Genomic DNA, 20,151 nt, shown 5'->3' with positions numbered 1-20,151 from the left:
AACCGCTTAGAAAGACGGTTGGCGGCTCGGTTGATACCGGCTCAGATCTTGTTGAACAGGCCCAACTGGGCAATTTTGCTGAAGGCCAGCTGAGAGGCCTGAAGCATGGTCTGCTGCAAGGTCAGGCGGGTCATTACCTCGGCCGCATCGGAATCGCGAATTGACGATTGGGTCTGGGTGTTGGCCTTGATCAAGCTTTGATTGGTATCGCTCTGGGTGTCCAGTGCCTGGCCACGCCCCCCTACCGAACTCAGTGCACTGGACAACTGATCGGTACCGCTCGCCAGATTGCCAATGCCAGAGGCCAGCGAGGCCTGCAGCTTCTGCACCGCGATCGGGTCACCATTGGTAGGAGTATTCAACGCGGCTTTCAGTTGGCTTACGGTATCCAGAATGTTCTGGGTTTCATGGGTGTTGACCGCAATACTGAACTGATCATCAGCCGCTGGCGCGCCATTCAGAGTAAAGCTCACGCCCGAAGCGGTTGCCACGTTGCCGACCAGGGTACCGCTGGAAACCGGCTGGCTGTCAGCGGTCAATGGGGCGGCGTAGAGATCGAAATCGGTCGCACTGGTGAATTTCAGTACCGCCGAACCAGTAGGGAAACTGGCGTGGTATGCCACTGGGTCGGTGATGGCACTGTCCGTGATCTGCGTCGCGGTCGAATTGCCCGGGCTGCGTGTCGGGACGAAAGTGTCCGGCTTGGCAGCCAATGTGAAGGTATGCCCGGGCAACACGGCACCGGCTGTATCACCGGTTTGCAGGTTGATGTTCAGGGTCAGCTCCACACCACGGAACGTCACCCCTTGGCCGCTCTTGCTGGCAGGGTCGAAAGCACCGCCCTGGCTAGCTTCGGCAGTCACATCGTTACCGCTTGAGTCTGTGATTTTCAACTGAGTACCGCTGGCAAACTCTACGGTGTAGGGCTCGCCACTGCGGAATTGGTTGTTGTAGGTGACGTTGGACGACACCTGGCCGTTGGACAATACCACGCGCCCATCATCCACCGCCGGCGCGGTCATGGTGACCTGGCTGCGGCTGGTATTGACGGCCTGCTGGAAAACTTCCCAGCCAGTGCTGTTGGTGGCCATGGACATGGTGTCACCGACAGGCAGATCCAGAGTCACCTGATCACCGTTGTAGCTGTAAGTACCATCATTGTTGCGGGTGAATGGAACGGTATCGCCCTTGGAGCCAGCGAAAATATACTTGCCGTTCTCGTCCTTGCTGTTCATCAGCGTCAATAGCTGTTCTTCGATCTGTCCCAACTCCGAAGCGTTGGCCTGACGGTCCGCATCGGTATAACCGGCGTTGCCGGCGCCGACGGCCAACTCTTTGGCTCGCTGCAGCACATTGCCAATGCTGGTCATCACTGCTTCGGTGGTCCCCAGGGTCGCCTTGATGGTATTGGCGTTGGTTTCGTACTGGGACAGCATCGACGCCTGCGTGCCCAACTGCAGCAGGCGAGAAGCACCCACCGGATCATCGGCAGCAGTGTTCACGCGCACCAGGCTGCTGGCCTCTTCGCTGGTCTTGACCACATTGGCGAAGTTCTTCTGGTAGTTCGCAGCCGTGCTTTCGTAAAACTGTGAGGTAGAGATGCGCATGGGCTACGGCTCCTTAAAGACTGTTGATCAATGTGCTGAAGATTTCCTGCGCCGCCTTGATGATCTGCGAAGACGCGGTGTAGTACTGCTGGAACTTGACCAGGTTGCCGGTTTCCTCGTCCAGATCCACGCCTGACAGCGAGTCGCGCGCGCTCTTGGCGTTGTTCAGGATCGCGCCGGTGGCAGCGCTGTCGAGCTTGCCCTGGGCGGCCTTGGAGCCTACGCCCTCCACCAGCTTGCCGTAGGCATCGTTCAGGGAAATACCGCCGCTGGAGGAGCCGGTGTCGACGGTCTTGGCCGTCTGCAAACCGGCCAGGACGCTGCCGTTACGGTTGTCCAGGCTGCCAGCTTGGGAGAGGCTGACATTGATGGAGGAACCATTGGACGGCGAACCGGCGATGGACATGTCAAAGGTGACCGTGCGCTGTACCGGTGGCACGGCCGAATCCATGATCGGGTTGCCACTGGCGTCCTTGAGCGGAACACTCAGGCTCAATGTATTGCTCTCACCGGGCTTGATCGTGCCATTGCTGATCTGTACGCCCTTGGCATCGAGTAACTGGTAGGCCTGGCTGGTGCCGTCGGCCGAGGTCGCTCCGAACACCACCTTGACCGGCATGGACGTCTTGATGCCGTTCTGAATGACCGTCGTCGTGGCCGCGTCGTAGATATCCAGCTTCGTCGTCAGGGTCGGCTGCCCACTGGCAGGGATGGTCAGCGTGCCGCTGCCACCCGGCACGATGGCTGCGCCCAGAGGCGCGGCAATCGCCAGCCGCTTGGAGTCGGTCATCTCGGTCTTGATGTTGCCCGCCGCGTTGCGGGTCGGGGTGATCTTGAACGAGTCGCCGGCTGCTGCGGTGCCGTTGGCGAAGGTCAGCGAAAAGCCGTCGATCTCCGGCGCAGGCGTCGTCGCGGTGCTGAACGCGCCCATCGACGAGCCATCGGGCAGGCGCTGGACGGTGTAGTTGGTACCGCTGGTGAACGTGACCTTGTAGTCGTTGGTGGTCAGTTGGCCGGCGTCCGTGATGGCCACGTTGAAATTGCCGGAACCTGCACTGTTGTTCAGCGCGGCAACGCTGCGCTGACTGACCTGCGCGGTACTGTTGATGTCGTTGAACAGGTTGGAACCAAAGGCACCGTTCAGGTCGATGCCCGACGCCTGTATGGTGTTCATCTGGTCAGCAATCACCAGCGCGACGCGGCCCAACTCGTTCATGGCCGGATCGAGGACGGTACTGCGGTAGCGCATCAGGCCGCCGATTTCGCCACCGGTGAGCACCGAAGTGAGGTCCATGGAGCTGGAGCTGCTGTTGAGCTGGATACCCGTGCGCCCCGGATCGTTCTTGTCCGGCACGGCCTCCAGGGTATTGGTGACAGTGCCCATCACCAGCGGTTGACCGGACCCCAGGTAGATGTCCAGGCTGCTGCCGTTCTCCACGACCTGGGTACCGGTGAAGGTGGAAAGCTGGCGAATGGCTTCGCCACGGGAGTCCAGCAGGTCGTTAGGCGCGCCGCCCGAGTTGGAAACTTCGGCGATTTTCTTGTTCAACTGAGCAATGGTGGAAGCCAGTTTGTTGACCTGTTCAACCATGCTCGACAGGTTGCCATTGATGTTTTCGCTTTGCTCCGTCAACTGACTGGAAATCGAGTTGAACCGATTGCTCAAGGCCTGGGCATCGCTGAGCAGCAACTGGCGGGACGCATCGTCACCAGGCTTGGCGTTGACGTTCTGCACCGACGCGAAAAACTTGGTCAGCGCGCCGTTGAGGCCGGTGCCGCTGTCCGAGAGCAAGGAGTCCAGAGGCGTGATCTGGCCCTGATAAGCCGCCGCATCGCTGTTGAGCGAGGTGGTGGTTTTCAGTTGCGCTTCAAGGTAGGAGTTGTAGACCCGGCGCACATCGGCCAGGGTCGTGCCGGATCCGATGAACACGTTGCCGTATTGATTGGAGGCCTTGGTGGTCTGCACGGTCTGCTGACGCGAATATCCGGCGGTATCGACGTTGGCAATGTTGTTACCCGTGGTCACCAACGCGGTCTGGCTGGCTGACAGACCCGACATCCCTATATTGAGCAAACTCATGGTTCAGACCTTATAAAGTCGTGGTGGCGCCTGCGGATGCGTAGTTCTGGGAACTGGTCATCTGCCGGGCTATATGCGAAATCTTGCTGGCGTAGTGCGGGTCGGTGGCGTAACCGGCCTTTTGCAACTCGCGTACAAACTGTTCCGGGTTATCGGCCGACTTCAGCACAGCTTGATAGCGACTGTTGCTTTGCAGCAGATTGACCAAGTCATGGAAGCTGTCGCGATACGAGGCGTAGGAACGGAACTCGGCCGTCTCCTTGACCATCTCGCCATTGCGGAACTCACTGGTGATTGCCCGCGCCGAATCGCCCTTCCAGTTCTGGCTGGCCTTGATGCCGAACAGGTTGTGGCTGCTGCTGCCATCGGGTTGGCGCATGACCGACTTGCCCCAGCCGGTTTCCAGGGCCGCCTGAGCCACCAGGTATCGCGGATCGATGCCGATGCGGGCCGCCGCTTCCTTGGCCATGGGCAACATGGCGTTGACGAATTCGTCGGCATCCCGGAAGGCCTTGCGGGCCGGCGCCAGTGGTGGTTGTGCCACGGCGCGACCATAGACCTGCATGTCCCCACTCGACCCGGAGGCCTTGAGCGCGGCCAGCCAGTCGCCATTGGCCATTTCGCCGGAGGTGGACTGGGTGGCGCTGACAGCGCGATCCGAGCGGATGTTCTGGACCGGCGCATTGATAGCCGACGGCACCAGCCCGGCCAACAGACGGTCGGCCAGTTTCGGCGGCAAGGCCAGTCGACGCTGGTTGAGCAGCTCCATGTCGTTTCGATGACTGCCCTCGCCCGCCCCTTGCGGTGCGCTGACGGCCCGCGAAGCCCAGAGCGGACGCTGGCCGCTGAGGCGCGACAATGGCCCGTTGGTGGGCAATGTTCCGGCAGCCACCGGGGTGGGCACCGCCTTGACCTTGTCCAGCGCCTCTTGCTGCTTGGCAGCCGACGCAGCGGCTGCTTCGCCCGGCGCCAGCGGCTTGTTCTTGGACATCTGGCGCAGCAGGACATCGGCCAGGCCGATACCGCCACCCTCGCGAGACATGGAAACGGCCAACTGCTGGTCGTACATTTCCTGATACTGCTTGGCTTCAGGCGTATTCATTGGGTTGTCCTTGCCCAATGCCTCGGTGGCGGAACGCATGGACTTGAGCATTTCGCCGAGGAACAGCGACTCGAATTCCTGGGCCACCTTACGCAGGTTGCCATCGCTGTTCTTGTCGCCAACCTTGAGTTGGTTCAGGCGGTTCAGGTCCGAGTAGGAGCCCGAGTCCCCACTGATCAAAGCGCCCTTGCGCATATCCATGGCCCGCTCCTCAAATCACGATCAGGTCGGCTTGCAACGCGCCGGCCTGTTTCAAGGCTTCGAGAATCGCCATCAGGTCGCCCGGTGCCGCGCCGACCTGGTTCACTGCCCGGACAATTTCATCCAGAGTGGTGCCCGGGCCGAACTTGAACATCGGCTTGGCTTCCTGTTCGGCATTGACCCGCGAACGGGGCACGACGGCAGTCTGACCGTTGGACAGCGGGCCCGGCTGGCTCACGATCGGGTCTTCGGTGATGGTCACGGTCAGGCTGCCGTGGGTCACGGCGGCCGGCGAAACCTTGACGTTCTGGCCAATCACGATGGTGCCGGTGCGCGAGTTGATGATGACTTTCGCCACCGCCTGGCCCGGGTCGACCTCGAGGTTTTCCAGGATCGACAGGTAGTCGACCCGCTGGCTCGGATCCAGGGGCGCGGTGACGCGGATCGAGCCACCGTCAATGGCCTGAGCCACGCCTGGGCCGAGCATGTCGTTGATCTTGTCGACGATGCGCTTGGCGGTGGTGAAGTCGGAGCGGTTGAGGTTCAGTGTCAGGCTGTTGCCCTGGTTGAAACCGCTCGGCACCGCACGTTCCACCGACGCACCGCCAGGGATACGGCCGGCCGACGGAACGTTGACGGTAATCTTCGAACCGTCGCGTCCTTCGGCATCGAAACCGCCCACCACCAGATTGCCCTGGGCGATGGCGTAGACGTTGCCGTCGATACCCTTGAGCGGCGTCATCAGCAGCGTACCGCCGCGCAGGCTCTTGGAGTTACCAATGGACGAAACCGTGACATCCACCTGCTGGCCGGGCTTGGCGAACGCCGGCAGATCGGCATTGATGGACACCGCCGCGACGTTTTTCAACTGGACGTTGCCCGAGCCTGGCGGCACCTTGATGCCGAACTGCGACAACATGTTGTTGAAGGTCTGCAGGGTGAACGGGGTCTGGGTAGTCTGGTCACCGGTACCGTTCAGGCCCACGACCAGGCCGTAGCCGATCAACTGGTTGGAACGCACGCCGGAAATACTGGCGATGTCCTTCAGACGCTCGGCTTGAGCGGTGAAGGCTGCCGACATCACCAACACACCCATCAACAGCTGTTTGAGGTTCAACCGCTTAAGATTCAACTGGACCACCTAGAAAGGGAACTTCGGGCTGAGGAAGAAACGGTCGAACCAGCCCGGCTGACTCGCATCGGCGAAGGCACCGGTACCCGAGTAGGTGATGCGCGCATCCGCCACACGGGTGGAAGAAACGGTGTTATCGGTAGCGATGTCGTCGGCGCGAACCATGCCGGCGATGCGCACCAGCTCGTCACCGGTGTTGAGGGTCAGCCACTTCTCGCCACGCACGACGATGATGCCGTTGGGCAATACGTCGGCGACGGTCACGGTGATGGAGCCGGTCAGGCTGTTGCTCTGGCCGGACTTGCTGTCGCCCTTGGTGGCCCGGTCGGAGCCATAACCGGCGTTGAGGCTCAGGTCATTGCTGCCAATGGGGTTGTTGGTGGTCAGGCTGGAGCCGAACAACGAAGTGAGGCCGACACTGGTATTGCTGGTTTTGTCCACCTGGGAGTTAGCGTTCTTGCTCGCCTGGGTCCGCTCGTTCAGGGTGATGGTGATGATGTCACCGACCCTGAATGCCTTGCGGTCGCTGTACAGGTTCTGCTCGAAACCGGCCTGGTAGATCGAGCCATTGTTGGCAGCGGCCGGCAGCGGCGTGCGCGGCAACACCGGGGCGTAGTACGGGTCATTGGGCCTTGGCGTAGGCGCGACACAGCCGGCGAGCGCGGTGACCCCACTCAATGCCAGAACAGATACAAAGCGTTTCATGACCCTACCTCTCGGTGTTGCAGGCGACCCTGAGGCCGCCCTATAGAAGTGATTACAGATTCTGCGTAACGAACGAAAGCATCTGGTCGGCAGTGGAGATCACCTTGGAGTTCATCTCGTAGGCGCGCTGGGTGGTGATCATGTTGACCATCTCCTCAACGGTGCTCACGTTGGACGTTTCAAGGGTGTTCTGCAGCGTGGTGCCGAAACCATTCAAACCCGGGGTGCCGATTTGCGGCGCACCACTGGCAGCGGTTTCCAGGAACAGGTTGTTACCCACCGCTTGCAGGCCGGCCGGGTTGATGAAGTCGGCGGTCTGCAGGTTGCCGATCACCTGAGCGGCCGGGTTGCCCGCCACGGTGATGGACACGGTCCCGTCGCGGCCCACGGTGAAGGTCTGGGCATCGTTCGGGATGATGATGGCCGGTTCCAGGGCAAAACCGCTGGCGTTGACGATCTGGCCATTGGAGTCCAGGTGGAACGTACCGTCACGGGTGTAGGACGTGGTGCCGTCCGGTTGCAGGATCTGGAAGAAACCGCGACCGTCGATGGCCATGTCCAGCGGCTGCTCGGTGGTTTGCAGGCTGCCGGCGGTGAAGTTTTTCTGGGTACCGACAATGCGCACACCGGTACCGACTTGCAGGCCCGACGGCAGTTCGCTGTCCTGGGTCGACTGGGCACCCGGTTGACGCTTGACCTGGTACAGCAAGTCCTGGAATTCGGCACGATCACGTTTGAAACCCGTGGTCGAGACGTTCGCCAGGTTGTTGGAAATGGTAGTCAGGTTGGTGTCCTGGGCGGACAGACCTGTTTTGGCAACCCACAGAGCCGGAAGCATTCGATTCTCCTCGTACGCCTGATTTTCGGCGCGACGCTTTAATTAATGGTTAGATCTGCAAGACCCGAGCCATGGCCTCGTCGCCTTCTTTGGCGGTGTTCATCATTTTCACGTGAAGCTCGAATTGCTTGGCCAGGGCCAGCACCGAAGTCATCTCGTCCACAGCATTGACGTTGCTCGCTTCCTGGAAGCCCGACACCAATTGCACGCTGGCGTCGATCGGTGCCGGCTGGCCATCCTTGGTACGGATAGAACCGTCCAGGCCCTTGGTCATGTTCTTGAGGTCCGGGTTGACCAGCTTGATACGGTCCACTTCAGCCATCACGCGCGGGCCCTCGCCCATGGCACGGATACTGATGGTGCCGTCCTGGCCGATTTCGATTTTCTGCTCCGGCGGCACGGCAATAGGACCGCCATTGCCCATCACCGGCATGCCATTGCCGGCCCGCAGCACGCCCAGGGCGTCAACGTTGAGACTGCCGGTGCGCACGTAGCTTTCACCGCCGTCGGGGTTCTGCACGGCCATCCAGCCCGGCCCACTGACCGCCACGTCGAGGTCGCGACCGGTTTCCACCAGCGCACCCGGGGTGAAATCGGTGGCAGGCCGCTCGGACATTGCAAACGCCCGCGCCGGAAAGCTGTCGCCGAACACCGGCATCGAGCGCGCCTGCTCCAGGTCTTTCTGAAAACCATTGGTGGAGATGTTCGCCAGGTTGTTGGCATGGGCCCGCTGCGCCAGTGCGTTCTGGCTGGCGCCGGTCATTGCCACATAAAGGTACTTGTCCACTGTCGTTCCTCTGCATGCCGGACGTTTGCCGCCCACTGCTGTGTTGCACAGCCTTAAGCAATTTGCAGACCAACTTTTTTTCTGGCGGCTCCTGGCCCGGCAAACAAAGGGCTTGCAGAATTTTGCGGGGAAAAATGAAATGTATCGAAGACGAAAAACCGGCGGTGTCATGCCGCTCAAAGGCAAAGGATTACCGTGGGGCAGACCCGCCGTTACCTGTGGCGAGGGGATTTATCCCCTCGCCACAGGTAACGGATTACATCCCAGGCTCTTTACCCACCTCATACTCGCGCAACTTATTGGCAATGGTGGTATGGGACACCCCCAACCGCTTGCCAAGTTGCCGGCTGCTGGGGTGCTCGGAATAGAGCCGTTCCAGCACCGCCTTCTCGAATCGCCCGACAATCTCGTCCAGCCCGCCGTCCAGTGAAAAGTCACCCAGGGGCTGGCGCACACCATAGTCCGGCAGACGGATATGCTCGGCCTTCACCGTCCCACCGTCACACAGGGAAACGGCCTGGAACAGCACGTTCTCCAGTTGCCGGACATTGCCCGGCCAATGGTAATGACTGAGGCGGTCCATCGCCGCCGTGGCCAGTTTCGGCAGCGCACAGCCGATCTGGCGACTGGCCTGGTCGAGGAAGTGCTCCACCAGCGGCGCGAGGCCATCGAGGCACTCGCGCAGCGGCGGAATGTGCAAGGACAAGACGTTCAAGCGGTGATACAGGTCCTGGCGAAACTCCCCCCGGGCACAGAGTTCGGACAAATCCACCTGGGTCGCGCAAATCACCCGGACATCCAGGTATACCTCTTCATCGCTGCCGACCCGCCGGAAGCAACCGTCCTGCAAGAAGCGCAGCAACTTCACCTGCAGGCGTGGGCTCATTTCCCCCACCCCGTCGAGAAACAAGGTACCGCCAGCCGTCAACTCCAGCAGCCCCAGCTTGCCTTCGGCACGGGCGCCTTCGAAGGCGCCGGGACCGTAGCCGAACAGTTCCGTCTCGGCCATGGACTCCGGCAGCCCGGCACAGTTAAGCGCCATCAGTGGCGACTGCCCGCGCGGGCTCGCCAGGTGGCAGGCCCGGGCCAGCAATTCCTTGCCGGTGCCGGTTTCGCCTTCAATCAGTAGCGGCGCGTCCAGCGGGGCCATGCGCCGGGCTTCGCGGACCACCGCAGCCATCACTTTCGAACTCTGGAAGATGCTGTCGAAGCCACGCAACTCCTGCTTGCGCACGTTATAGATGCGCTCACCGACCCGGTCGGCCCGATGCAGCGTCAACACCGCACCAGCCATGGCCTCGCTGTCGTCATGCTCCGATTGCAACGGGGCGATGTCGGCCAGGAACACATCGCCCTTGACCTTGACCCGCAGCCCGTTGATGCGCGACTGGTTGGCTCGCACCAGTTCCGGCAAATCGAAATCCTCGGCGTAGCGCGACAGCGGAATTCCCGGTACCTCGTCCACCCGCACCCCGAGCAACTGAGCGGCCGCCCGGTTCGCGGCGACGATGGAACCGCCCATGTCGATGGACAACACTGGAAACTCCAGGGCGCCGAGCAACGCATTGAGCTCCATGTGCCGACGCTCGCTGGGCATCAGCCCTACCCGCTTGACGCCGAACACGCCGGCGATACCTTCGAATTTCGGACGCAACGCCTGGAATTGAATGTTGATCAGGTTCGGGCAGTGCAGGTAGATCGCATTACCGTGCTCGCCACCAACTTCGCCCCGGGCGACGTTGATGCCGTACTCCACCAGCAGGTTGAGGATGTCCCGCAGGATGCCGATGCGATTCTGGCAGTGGACTTTGATGCGCATAAAAAGACCCAAGGGTTCGGTGACTGCTCTTTGTCACCCGTTTTTTTACCGAGCGACGCAAATTCTTGTAAAGATTATGTGACGACTCCAGGCAAATTCCCATAGAAAAATCCAGGCACGACTGGATCTCAAGGGCGATCGTAACGAAAAGTTTACGAAATAACCTCTATTACCTCGGACACACCTGCACCGCCCTGCTGCACCTACGAAAACTTCGGGTTATCTCTAATACATCGCTGGACATAACAACAAACAGTCTTCCCCTCGAGGGAAATCAGCAGGAGAGCAGCATGAAGCAGACGCAGTACGTGGCCCGTGAGCCCGATGCGCTAGGTTTTATCCACTACCCCGCCGAAGAACATGCGGTGTGGAATACGCTGATCACCCGCCAGCTGAAAGTCATTGAAGGCCGTGCGTGCCAGGAATACCTGGACGGCATCGACAAGCTTGGCCTGCCCCACGACCGCATTCCGCAGTTGGGCGAAATCAACAAGGTGCTGGGTGCAACCACGGGTTGGCAAGTTGCCCGGGTACCCGCATTGATCCCCTTCCAGACCTTCTTCGAATTGCTCGCCAGCAAACAGTTTCCGGTGGCGACCTTCATTCGCACCCGGGAAGAACTGGACTACCTGCAAGAGCCGGACATTTTCCACGAGATCTTCGGCCACTGCCCGCTGCTGACCAACCCTTGGTTCGCCGAATTCACCCACACCTATGGCAAGCTCGGCCTGCAGGCGTCCAAGGAAGAGCGTGTCTACCTGGCGCGCCTGTACTGGATGACCATCGAGTTCGGGCTGGTGGAAACAGCGCAGGGCCGACGCATCTACGGTGGCGGCATCCTGTCTTCACCCAAGGAAACCGTGTACTGCCTGTCGGACGAGCCGGAGCACCAGGCCTTCGATCCGCTGGAGGCCATGCGCACGCCGTATCGCATCGACATCCTGCAACCGGTGTATTTCGTCCTGCCAGAGCTCAAGCGTCTGTTCGACCTGGCCCATGAAGACATCATGGGCATGGTCAAGCGCGGTCGGGAACTGGGCCTGCACACACCAAAATTTCCGCCGAAAGCCGCCTGAATGGCGTTTTTTGATCCCAAGTGAGTCTGTTGCACTGCACGGCTTTGCTTTAGCGTGGGTGCATCGACGTTCTACCCAATTCGATCCAGGAACACACCATGAACACTCTGAACCAAGCCCATTGCGAAGCCTGCCGTGCCGACGCCCCACAGGTCAGCGACGAAGAACTGCCGGTACTGATCAAGCAGATCCCGGACTGGAACATCGAAGTGCGCGACGGCGTGATGCAGTTGGAAAAGGTTTTCCTGTTCAAGAATTTCAAGCACGCCCTGGCATTCACCAACGCCGTTGGTGAAATCTCCGAGGCCGAAGGCCATCACCCAGGCCTGCTCACTGAGTGGGGCAAAGTCACCGTGACCTGGTGGAGCCACTCCATCAAGGGCCTGCACCGCAACGACTTCATCATGGCCGCCCGCACCGATGACGTGGCCAAGACCGCCGAGGGCCGCAAGTAATGCATTTCGACGCCATCGGCCGGGTGCCCGGCGACCCGATCCTCGGCCTGATGGAGGCCTATGGTGCGGACAGCAACCCGAACAAGTTCGACTTGGGTGTGGGCGTCTATAAAGACGCCCAGGGCCTGACGCCGATTCTCGAATCGGTGAAGCAGGCCGAGCGACGGCTGGTGGATCATCAGACCACCAAGACCTACATCGGCGGGCATGGCGACGCCACTTTCGGGCGGTTGATCACTGCGCTCGTCCTGGGTGCCGACGCCCGGCAGATCGCCGAACAACGCGCCGGTGCCACCCAGACCCCGGGCGGCACCGGCGCCCTGCGCCTGAGTGCCGATTTCATTGCACAGTGCCTGCCAGGCCGTGGCGTATGGTTGAGCAACCCGACCTGGCCAATCCACGAAACCATTTTCGCCACCGCGGGCGTCAAGGCCAGCCACTACCCCTACGTGGGCAGCGACAATCGCCTGGATTTCGAGGCGATGCTGGCAACCCTCAGCCAGGCACCAAAGGGTGACGTGGTGCTGCTGCACGCGTGCTGCCACAACCCTACCGGTTTCGACCTGTCCCAGGATCAATGGCGCCAGGTACTGGAGGTGGTGCGCAGTCGTGAGCTGTTGCCGCTGATCGACTTCGCCTACCAGGGCTTCGGCGACGGCCTGGAACAGGATGCCTGGGCAGTCCGGTTGTTCGCCCAGGCATTGCCCGAGGTGTTGATCACCAGTTCCTGCTCGAAGAACTTCGGCTTGTACTGCGATCGCACCGGTGCGTTGATCGTCTGCGCCCGCGACGCCGACAAGCTGGTGGACATCCGCAGCCAACTGGCCAACATCGCCCGCAACCTGTGGTCGACACCGCCGGATCATGGCGCAGCGGTGGTGGCGACGATCCTGGGTACTCCGGAACTCAAGCGTCTGTGGGCCGACGAAGTGGAAGCCATGCGCCTGCGCATCGCCCAGCTACGCAGTGGCCTGCTGGACGCCCTCGAACCCCACGGCCTGCGGGAGCGCTTCTCCCATATCGGGGTGCAACGCGGCATGTTCTCCTACACCGGCCTGGCGCCCGAGCAGGTCAAGCAATTGCGTGAGCGGCACAGCGTGTACATGGTCGGCACGGGGCGGGCCAACGTGGCCGGCATCGATGCGACTCGCCTGGACCGGCTGGCCGAGGCGATTGCGGACGTTTGCAAATAACTGCTGTACCTGCATAACCCTGTGGGGAAAGGCTTTGTCTGTGGCGAGGGGATTTATCCCCATTGGGCTGCGAAGCAGCCCCAAAATCAGTCCCTGCGGTGTGTCAGATTACTTCTGATGTAGGCAGTTTGGGGGCTGCTGTGCAGCCCAGCGGGGATAAATCCCCTCGCCACAAAAGCTCGTCATTCCATCACTGCAACCCAGTCCACTCGCGAACGAATTCAGCAATGTCTTCCTTCGGTGCCGTCCGCGCTTCTTTCTGCGGTGTGCCCAGGTACAGGAAACCGATCACCTCTTCCCCCACGTCAAGACCCAGCCCCTTGGCCACGTGCGGCGAGTACGCCAGTTCACCCGTACGCCACACTCCGCCAACACCCAGGGCATAGGCCGCCAGCAGGATCCCGTGGGCAGCGCAGCCGGCCGCCAGCAATTGCTCGGCTTTCGGGACTTTGAAATGGTCCTGCAAACGTGCGACCACCACCACGACCAACGGCGCCCGCAGCGGACCATTGAGGGCCTTTTCCACAACCGCCTCGGACACCAGCGGATCATTGAATCGCGCCGCGTCGGCCAGCAGTTCGCCCATGCGATAACGAGCCTGCCCTTCAACCGTCAGAAAACGCCAGGGCCGCAACTGGCCATGATCGGGAGCGCGCATCGCCGCGGCGAACATGATTTCCCGTTGTTCAGGCGTGGGTGCCGGTTCCACCAGGCGTGGAACGGAAACACGGTTGAGCAAAGCATCGAGAGCCTGCATCGGCCACCTCCCTGAAAAAATGTCTGGCTATTCTAGTGTTCTGTACGGCAAGTTCGTTAGCGCAAATTAGCAGACGATGCACAGGCCAGTCGCGCCGGGCGCGGTTTACATGCCGCGAGCCGTCGGTAGAATGGCGCCCTTCCCTTTCAGCCCGAGCGGACTTCATGGCGTTGCCGACCCTGCGGATCATTGGCTTCATCATCGGCATATTCCTGATCACCCTGGCGATCTTCATGGTCGTGCCCATGGCCACCCTGCTGATCTTCGAGCGCACCGGGGATCTGCCTTCGTTCCTCTGGTCCAGCATGATCACCTTCGTCGCCGGCCTGGCTCTGGTGCTGCCCGGACGCCCCGAGCACGTGCACCTGCGCCCGCGAGACATGTATCTGCTGACGGTCAGCAGTTGGCTGGTGGTGTGCATCTTTGCCGCGTTGCCGTTCCTGCTGACCCAGCACATCAGCTACACGGACTCGTTCTTTGAAAGCATGTCCGGAATCACGGCCACCGGTGCCACAGTCCTGAGCGGCCTCGACACCATGTCACCGGGCATCCTGATGTGGCGCTCGCTGCTGCACTGGCTCGGCGGGATCGGCTTCATCGGCATGGCGGTGGCGATCCTGCCGCTGTTGCGCATTGGTGGCATGCGCCTGTTCCAGACCGAATCCTCGGACCGTTCGGAAAAGGTCATGCCTCGCTCCCACATGGTTGCACGGCTGATCGTGGCGTCCTATGTCGGCATCACCATTCTCGGCACCCTGGCCCTCTGGTGGGCCGGGATGAGCCCGTTCGATGCGGTCAACCATTCGATGTCGGCCATCTCGACCGGCGGTTTCTCCACCTCGGACCTGTCCCTGGCCAAATGGACCGAGCCGGCGGTGCACTGGGTCGTCATCGTCATCATGATCCTCGGCAGCCTGCCGTTCGCGCTGTACGTCTCGATGCTGCGAGGCAACCGCCGGGCGCTGATCAGGGACCAACAGGTCCAGGGCCTGATCGGCGTGCTGCTGGTGACCTGGCTGGTGCTCGGCACCTGGTACTGGGCGACCACCGACCTGCATTGGCTGGACGCACTGCGACACGTGGCCCTGAACGTGACCTCGATCGTCACCACCTCCGGTTTCGCCTTGGGGGACTACAGCCTCTGGGGCAACTTCTCGCTGATGCTGTTCTTCTACCTGGGGTTCGTCGGCGGCTGCTCGGGATCGACGGCCGGCGGGATCAAAATCTTTCGCTTCCAGGTCGCCTATATCCTGCTCCGGGCCAACCTCATGCAGCTGATTCACCCACGTGCGGTGATCAAGCAGAAATACAACGGTCACCGCCTCGACGAAGAAATCGTGCGTTCGATCCTGACGTTCTCGTTCTTTTTCGCCATCACCATCTGCGTGATCGCCCTGCTGCTGTCGCTGCTGGGAGTGGAGTGGATGACGGCGCTGACCGGCGCGGCCAGCACCGTGTCCGGCGTCGGCCCGGGGCTGGGTGAGACCATTGGCCCGGCCGGCAACTTCGCACCACTGCCGGATGCCGCCAAATGGATTCTGTCCGGTGGCATGCTGTTGGGCCGACTGGAGATCATCACGGTATTCGTGTTGTGCATCCCGGCGTTCTGGCGTCACTGACCTCTTTGGCCAATCTCGTCGCCCGATACTCGCCGGGCGTGACATCGAACCAGCGGCGAAAGGCGCGGAAAAAATTGCTCGGGTCGGCGAACCCCAACAGATAGGCGATCTGCAGCAAGGTCATGGCCGGCTGCGCCAGGTACTGCTCGGCCAGTTCGCGACGGGTATCGTCGAGCAGGGCCTGGAAACTCGTGCCCTCCTCCTGCAGGCGCCGTTGCAAGGTACGCTGTGACAAATGCAGCGCCTTCGCCACCACGTCACGCTTGGGTTCCCCCTGGGGCAACAACCGACACAACACCTGGCGCGCCTTGTGGGTCACCCGGCTTTCCGAAAAACGCGCCAGGTACTCACCGGCAAACCGATCGTGGAGCTGCGCCATGGCCTCGTTGGCCGTGGGCAGCGGTGCCTCCATGTCGGCCCGCTTGAAGACCAGCGCGTCGAAGGGCGCACCAAACACCAACGGCGCACAGAACACTTGTTGGTAAGGCGCACGATCAACCGGTTCGGCCCCCTGGAACAGCACCTTCACCGGATGCAAGGTGCGTCCGGTCAGCCAGTTGCACAGGCTTAGCGCACAAGCCAGAGACGCCTCGGTACTTTGCCGGGTAGTTGGGAGATGATCTCCGTGCACCGTCAGAATCAGGGCATAGTTGCCATCCAACTGGCGGATACTCAAGTCGGCACTTTCGGCAATGATCCGCTGGTAACGTACCAATCGCTGGAAACCTTCGATCAACGTCCGGCTGGACATCAGGGCGTAACCGACCACATGGAACGACGCCGGGCGCACTACCTTGCCCATGTTCAAGCCAATGGACGGGTTGCCCGACAGCTCCACCGCCAGTTGCCAGAGCCGCGTCATCGAGTCCTGGGGGAAACGGGCGTCCGGATCTTCCAGCGCATCAAAGTCCAGTCCCAACTGATTGAACAGCACACGACAATCCAGGCCGTCCATTTCCAGCGCCTTGACAATCCCCATCGCCCAGCTTGAAGAAGTCGTTCGTTCACCCATGAGGTATCACTTGCATGACAAGCCGCAAAGTACGGCCGGATTTGCGAAGGATACTAAAGTGGCGCTCATTGTCACTGGCCGTTGCAGAGGGGCGCTCTAGACTTGAAAAACAGAACCCTCACCAAAGAGCCTGCAGTCTTGGAAAACATCAGACAATTCAAGAGTTTTGCTGACTTCTATCCGTACTACCTGGGCGAGCACAGCAACAGCACATGTCGACGACTGCACTTCATCGGCACCTCCCTGGTCATACTGATTCTCGTCCTGGCCATCGCCGCAACGGCCTGGTGGTGGTTGATCGCCTTGCCGGTGGCCGGCTACGGCTTTGCCTGGGTCGGGCACTTCTTCTTCGAAAAGAACCGACCGGCGACCTTCCAACACCCGCTCTACAGCCTGCTTGGCGATTTCGTCATGTACCGCGACATGCTGCGGGGCAAGGTTCCGTGGTAGGAGCTGCCGAAGGCTGCGATCTTTGATCTTGATTCTTTATCGCCTGGAAAAAGATCGCAGCCTTCGGCAGCTCCTACAGAAGCCTTCTGCCTGGAGGAAGTGTCAGGCTCAGGCCGGTTCGGCGACTTTGAGCGCCTTCAACTGAGCTTCGCGCGCCTGGGCATCCGCCAACCGGTACAACTCGATCGAGCCGTCCCAATGCTCGATCAGCGCCGTACAGGATTCGACCCAATCGCCGCAATTGAGGTAGTCGACCTCACCCACCTTGCGGATCTCGGCGTGGTGGATGTGGCCACACACCACACCATGCAATTCGCGCTTCACGCACTCATGGGCGATGGCTTCTTCGAAGTCACTGATGAAGCTGACGGCGGTCTTGACCTTGTGCTTGAGGTACGCCGACAACGACCAGTAACCGTAGCCGTAGCGGGCCCGCCAATGGTTGAGCCAGCGGTTCAGCGTGAGGGTGAATTCGTAGGCTGAATCCCCGAGAAACGCCAGCCAACGGTGGTAACGGGTGATGACATCGAACTGGTCGCCGTGAATTACCAGCAAGTGCCGGCCGTCGGCGGTGACGTGCACCGCCTCGTCCACCAGTTGGATATTGCCCAGGATCAGCTTCGAATAGCGGCGCAGGAACTCGTCGTGATTACCGGTGACGTAGATCACCTCGGTACCGCGCTTGCTCATGGTCAGCAAACGCCGGATGACGTTGGTGTGGGCTTGGGGCCAATACATGCCGCCGCGCAGTTTCCAGCCATCGATGATGTCACCGACCAGATAGATCTTGTCAGCGTGATAGCCCTTGAGGAACTGCGACAAATGTTCGGCCTGGCAATCCCGGGTACCGAGGTGCACATCGGATATCCACAGGGTGCGGACACGCTGCTTGCGGCTGGGTCTGGCGAGCTCGGCGCTGGTCATGGGCACCCCCTCTGATCGTTTTCACCACTGTGCACACCGGCGGTTAATGGCCCATGACAGACACATGTCGGTTGCATGACAAGGCCACGCGATACACCTTCGGTGTATGCTGGCGGCCTGCCCCGGGAGACCGCGATGAGACCGATCCTCACGTTGCGCCACTACAGCCACGACCTGATCGTCCACAGCCATGACCACGCCCAACTGGTCTTCGGACTGTCGGGCGCGCTGGATTTCGAGGTGGAGGGGCGTGGCAGCCAGGTGGTACAGCAAAGTTTCGTGGTGGTGCCGGCCGGTGCTCATCATGCCTGCGGTAGCCCTCGTGGCAGCCATTGCCTGGTGCTGGATGTGCCGGACGATGAGTGGGTCGCTCAGTGCCTGGGGGATCACGCCGACGCCAGCCGTCGCTTGCTGGACAGCACCGTCCGCCTGCCCCTGGATGCGGGACAGAGCCAATTGGTCAGTTGGCTCGCGGGCAGCCCGGTAAACGATCCGCTGATCGCCCAGCAAGGAGCGGTACTGCTCCTGGCCAGCCTCAACGGTGTTCGCCAGGAAGCGACCGGCCGCCGACGCCTACCCTATGCTGCCCTTGACGCGCACATTGACCAATACGCCGCCTACCCGCTGCAAGTGGCTGACCTGGCCCGGATCGCAGGACTTTCCGCTGCTCGCCTGCACGCACGCTTCGTCGCCGAATGCGGGCAAACCCCGATGGATTACATCCGCAGCCGCCGCTTGCACAAGGCTGTAGCACTGCTGCGCGACTCGGATCTGCCCATCGGTGAGATTGCCCACCGGGTCGGCTACAGCTCCCAGAGCGCCTTCGCCGCGGCGATACTGCGCGAATTCGGCACGTCGCCAGGCAAACTGCGGCGTTCGCGCTAGCCTGACGCTAAAAAACGCCAGGATCGCGACAGACACCCACTCATCCAAAGGGTTTAAATATTGATCCCTGTGGGAGCGAGCCTGCTCGCGAATGCGGTGTGTCAGTTGATAGAAATGCTGACTGATCGGCCGCTTTCGCGAGCAGGCTCGCTCCCACAGGGAATAGTGATGGCTGATCTAAGGACTGCAATGACTCCCCGTACCGCCCTGGGCGCCCTGCACATTGGCGCACTGATGTTTGGCCTGACCGGTGTGTTCGGCAAACTCGCCGCCGCCTCGCCGGCGATCATCGTATTTGGCCGCGCCCTGTTTGCCGTGCTGGCCCTGGCGGCCTTCGCCCGCTTCGCCAGCAGCACCCCATGGCAGAAACTCCAGATACGGGACGGCTGGCGACTGCTGCTGAGCGGGCTGCTACTGGCCGGCCACTGGGTGAGCTTTTTCATCGCGGTAAAAATCGCCGGAGTGGCGATCGCCACACTGGGGTTTGCCAGTTTTCCGGCCTTCACGGTGCTACTCGAAGGGCTGGTGTTTCGCGAGCGGATTCGGGCCAATGAAATCCTGCTGGTGGTGTTGGTAAGCATTGGCCTGGTGCTGGTCACCCCGGACTTCGACCTGGCCAGCGGCGCCACCACCGGCCTGCTGTGGGCTGTGGCGTCGGGGTTGCTGTTTTCCCTGCTGTCGCTGACCAACCGCGCCGGCGCAGGCGCTGTACCACCCGTGCAGGCGGCGCTGTGTCAGAACCTGGTCGTCGGGGCATGCCTGCTGCCGATCGCCGCGCCACAACTGAGCGCGGTACGCCCGCTCGACTGGCTGTGGATCGGCCTGCTCGGGGTGTTCTGCACCGGCCTGGCCCATAGCCTCTTCGTCGCCAGCCTGAGCGTGATCAAGGCCCGCACAGCGGCGGTGGTGTTCGCCATGGAGCCGGTCTACGGCATCAGCGTGGCCTGGCTGCTGTTCGGCGAGACCCCGACCCTGCGCATGCTGCTGGGAGGCGTGCTGATCATCGCCGCCATCGTCGTGTCGAGCCAGCTAAGCGGCGCGAAGAAACCGGTGACAGGCAGCGAAGCCCCCTCTCACTGAACCCGGTCGTTGTGGCCCAGGTCCCGCTCCGGGTCGATCCGGTCGCGGACCCGTTGCTTGAGCACCTTGGCCTCGGGGAAACCGCCGTCAGCCTTGCGCTCCCAGATCTGCTCACCGTCGCAACTGATGTGGAACACCCCGCCGGTGCCCGGCACCAGGGACACCTTGCCCAAATCGTCACCAAAGGTACTGAGCAGTTCCTGGGCCAGCCAGGCAGCACGCAGCAACCATTGGCACTGGGTGCAATAGGTAATGATGACTTCCGGTTTTTGCTCGGTCATTGCACGTCCACTCGTGGCTTCGAAGGCGCCGCCATGATACTCGCCTTTGACCGTTCGCCCCCGAGATAGACGATGCTCAATACCTGTGGGAGCGAGCCTGCTCGCGATGGCGGCAGCACATTCGACACCAATGCCAGCAGACCCACCG

The 20,151-nt window shown here is 61.4% G+C and carries 19 protein-coding genes; 7 read left to right on the top strand and 12 right to left on the bottom strand.

Annotated features, from left to right (window positions below):
• Nucleotides 1-41: 41 nt before the first annotated feature.
• From QZH45_RS09090 to QZH45_RS09055, 8 genes are all read right to left on the bottom strand, one after another.
• Nucleotides 42-1,607 carry a flagellar hook-associated protein 3 gene (locus tag QZH45_RS09090; RefSeq protein ID WP_024778633.1) on the bottom strand — a complete coding sequence of 522 codons (1,566 nt, stop codon included), beginning with the start codon at nt 1,605-1,607 and terminating at the stop codon, nt 42-44.
• A 13-nt stretch (nt 1,608-1,620) separates the two neighbouring features.
• On the bottom strand, nt 1,621-3,687 hold the full coding sequence (gene flgK, locus QZH45_RS09085) for a flagellar hook-associated protein FlgK (RefSeq protein WP_024778632.1): 2,067 nt from the start codon (nt 3,685-3,687) through the stop codon (nt 1,621-1,623).
• A 10-nt stretch (nt 3,688-3,697) separates the two neighbouring features.
• Nucleotides 3,698-4,990 carry a flagellar assembly peptidoglycan hydrolase FlgJ gene (gene flgJ / locus QZH45_RS09080; protein WP_055135394.1) on the bottom strand — a complete coding sequence of 431 codons (1,293 nt, stop codon included), beginning with the start codon at nt 4,988-4,990 and terminating at the stop codon, nt 3,698-3,700.
• A 10-nt stretch (nt 4,991-5,000) separates the two neighbouring features.
• On the bottom strand, nt 5,001-6,086 hold the full coding sequence (locus QZH45_RS09075; protein WP_033034505.1) for a flagellar basal body P-ring protein FlgI: 1,086 nt from the start codon (nt 6,084-6,086) through the stop codon (nt 5,001-5,003).
• Nucleotides 6,087-6,131: 45 nt separating this feature from the next.
• Entirely contained in the window at nt 6,132-6,827 is a 696-nt protein-coding gene (gene flgH, locus QZH45_RS09070; RefSeq protein ID WP_024778629.1) for a flagellar basal body L-ring protein FlgH, read from the bottom strand.
• Between the two features lie 52 nt (nt 6,828-6,879).
• Complete coding sequence (gene flgG, locus QZH45_RS09065; protein ID WP_024778628.1) at nt 6,880-7,665, bottom strand: flagellar basal-body rod protein FlgG; 786 nt, start codon at nt 7,663-7,665, stop codon at nt 6,880-6,882.
• 49 nt (nt 7,666-7,714) lie between these two features.
• Nucleotides 7,715-8,452, bottom strand: a complete 738-nt coding sequence (locus QZH45_RS09060; protein ID WP_024778627.1) for a flagellar basal body rod protein FlgF — start codon at nt 8,450-8,452, stop codon at nt 7,715-7,717.
• Between the two features lie 256 nt (nt 8,453-8,708).
• Nucleotides 8,709-10,271, bottom strand: coding sequence for a sigma-54-dependent phenylalanine hydroxylase transcriptional regulator PhhR (locus QZH45_RS09055; RefSeq protein ID WP_024778626.1), 1,563 nt, complete (start codon nt 10,269-10,271; stop codon nt 8,709-8,711).
• Between the two features lie 290 nt (nt 10,272-10,561).
• On the opposite strand from QZH45_RS09055, the gene phhA reads away from it, so the two are divergent.
• The 3 genes from phhA (at nt 10,562) to QZH45_RS09040 (ending at nt 12,995) form a co-directional block, all read left to right on the top strand.
• Nucleotides 10,562-11,347, top strand: coding sequence for a phenylalanine 4-monooxygenase (phhA, locus tag QZH45_RS09050; RefSeq protein ID WP_024778625.1), 786 nt, complete (start codon nt 10,562-10,564; stop codon nt 11,345-11,347).
• A 98-nt stretch (nt 11,348-11,445) separates the two neighbouring features.
• On the top strand, nt 11,446-11,802 hold the full coding sequence (locus QZH45_RS09045) for a 4a-hydroxytetrahydrobiopterin dehydratase (protein ID WP_003184087.1): 357 nt from the start codon (nt 11,446-11,448) through the stop codon (nt 11,800-11,802).
• Nucleotides 11,802-12,995 (top strand): amino acid aminotransferase, encoded by a 1,194-nt coding sequence (locus QZH45_RS09040; protein ID WP_024778624.1) that lies wholly within the window; start codon nt 11,802-11,804, stop codon nt 12,993-12,995. The genes QZH45_RS09045 and QZH45_RS09040 overlap by 1 nt, the downstream gene beginning before the upstream one ends.
• Before the next feature lie 190 nt (nt 12,996-13,185).
• Here QZH45_RS09040 and QZH45_RS09035 read toward each other — a convergent pair whose 3' ends face one another.
• Nucleotides 13,186-13,752 (bottom strand): NAD(P)H nitroreductase, encoded by a 567-nt coding sequence (locus tag QZH45_RS09035; protein ID WP_024778623.1) that lies wholly within the window; start codon nt 13,750-13,752, stop codon nt 13,186-13,188.
• Nucleotides 13,753-13,916: 164 nt separating this feature from the next.
• Here QZH45_RS09035 and QZH45_RS09030 point away from each other — a divergent pair, with 164 nt between their 5' ends.
• Nucleotides 13,917-15,371, top strand: coding sequence for a TrkH family potassium uptake protein (locus QZH45_RS09030; RefSeq protein ID WP_024778622.1), 1,455 nt, complete (start codon nt 13,917-13,919; stop codon nt 15,369-15,371).
• Here the strand turns inward: QZH45_RS09030 and QZH45_RS09025 are convergent.
• A complete protein-coding gene (locus QZH45_RS09025; protein ID WP_080686229.1) occupies nt 15,328-16,383 on the bottom strand; it encodes an AraC family transcriptional regulator in 1,056 nt (351 codons plus the stop codon). The genes QZH45_RS09030 and QZH45_RS09025 overlap by 44 nt on opposite strands.
• 138 nt (nt 16,384-16,521) lie before the next feature.
• Here QZH45_RS09025 and QZH45_RS09020 point away from each other — a divergent pair, with 138 nt between their 5' ends.
• The gene (locus QZH45_RS09020; RefSeq protein ID WP_024778620.1) at nt 16,522-16,833 is read left to right on the top strand and encodes a DUF962 domain-containing protein; all 312 of its coding nucleotides are present in this window, start codon (nt 16,522-16,524) and stop codon (nt 16,831-16,833) included.
• 108 nt (nt 16,834-16,941) lie between these two features.
• On the opposite strand, the gene QZH45_RS09015 is transcribed toward QZH45_RS09020, so the two are convergent.
• Nucleotides 16,942-17,757 (bottom strand): UDP-2,3-diacylglucosamine diphosphatase, encoded by an 816-nt coding sequence (locus QZH45_RS09015; protein ID WP_024778619.1) that lies wholly within the window; start codon nt 17,755-17,757, stop codon nt 16,942-16,944.
• A gap of 135 nt (nt 17,758-17,892) precedes the next feature.
• Between QZH45_RS09015 and QZH45_RS09010 the strand changes: the two genes are divergently transcribed.
• Together QZH45_RS09010 and QZH45_RS09005 are read left to right on the top strand one after the other, a co-directional pair.
• A complete protein-coding gene (locus QZH45_RS09010) occupies nt 17,893-18,642 on the top strand; it encodes a helix-turn-helix transcriptional regulator (protein WP_024778618.1) in 750 nt (249 codons plus the stop codon).
• A gap of 189 nt (nt 18,643-18,831) precedes the next feature.
• Nucleotides 18,832-19,722: a DMT family transporter gene (locus QZH45_RS09005; RefSeq protein ID WP_024778617.1), complete on the top strand. Its 891-nt coding sequence runs from the start codon at nt 18,832-18,834 to the stop codon at nt 19,720-19,722.
• Here QZH45_RS09005 and QZH45_RS09000 read toward each other — a convergent pair.
• Nucleotides 19,716-20,003 carry a SelT/SelW/SelH family protein gene (locus tag QZH45_RS09000; protein WP_024778616.1) on the bottom strand — a complete coding sequence of 96 codons (288 nt, stop codon included), beginning with the start codon at nt 20,001-20,003 and terminating at the stop codon, nt 19,716-19,718. The genes QZH45_RS09005 and QZH45_RS09000 overlap by 7 nt on opposite strands.
• Between the last annotated feature and the right edge of the window lie 148 nt (nt 20,004-20,151).

This window comes from Pseudomonas corrugata (genome assembly GCF_050920615.1).
GTDB classification, from domain to species: domain Bacteria; phylum Pseudomonadota; class Gammaproteobacteria; order Pseudomonadales; family Pseudomonadaceae; genus Aquipseudomonas; species Aquipseudomonas corrugata.
This window is presented reverse-complemented; position numbering and strand designations above follow the sequence as displayed.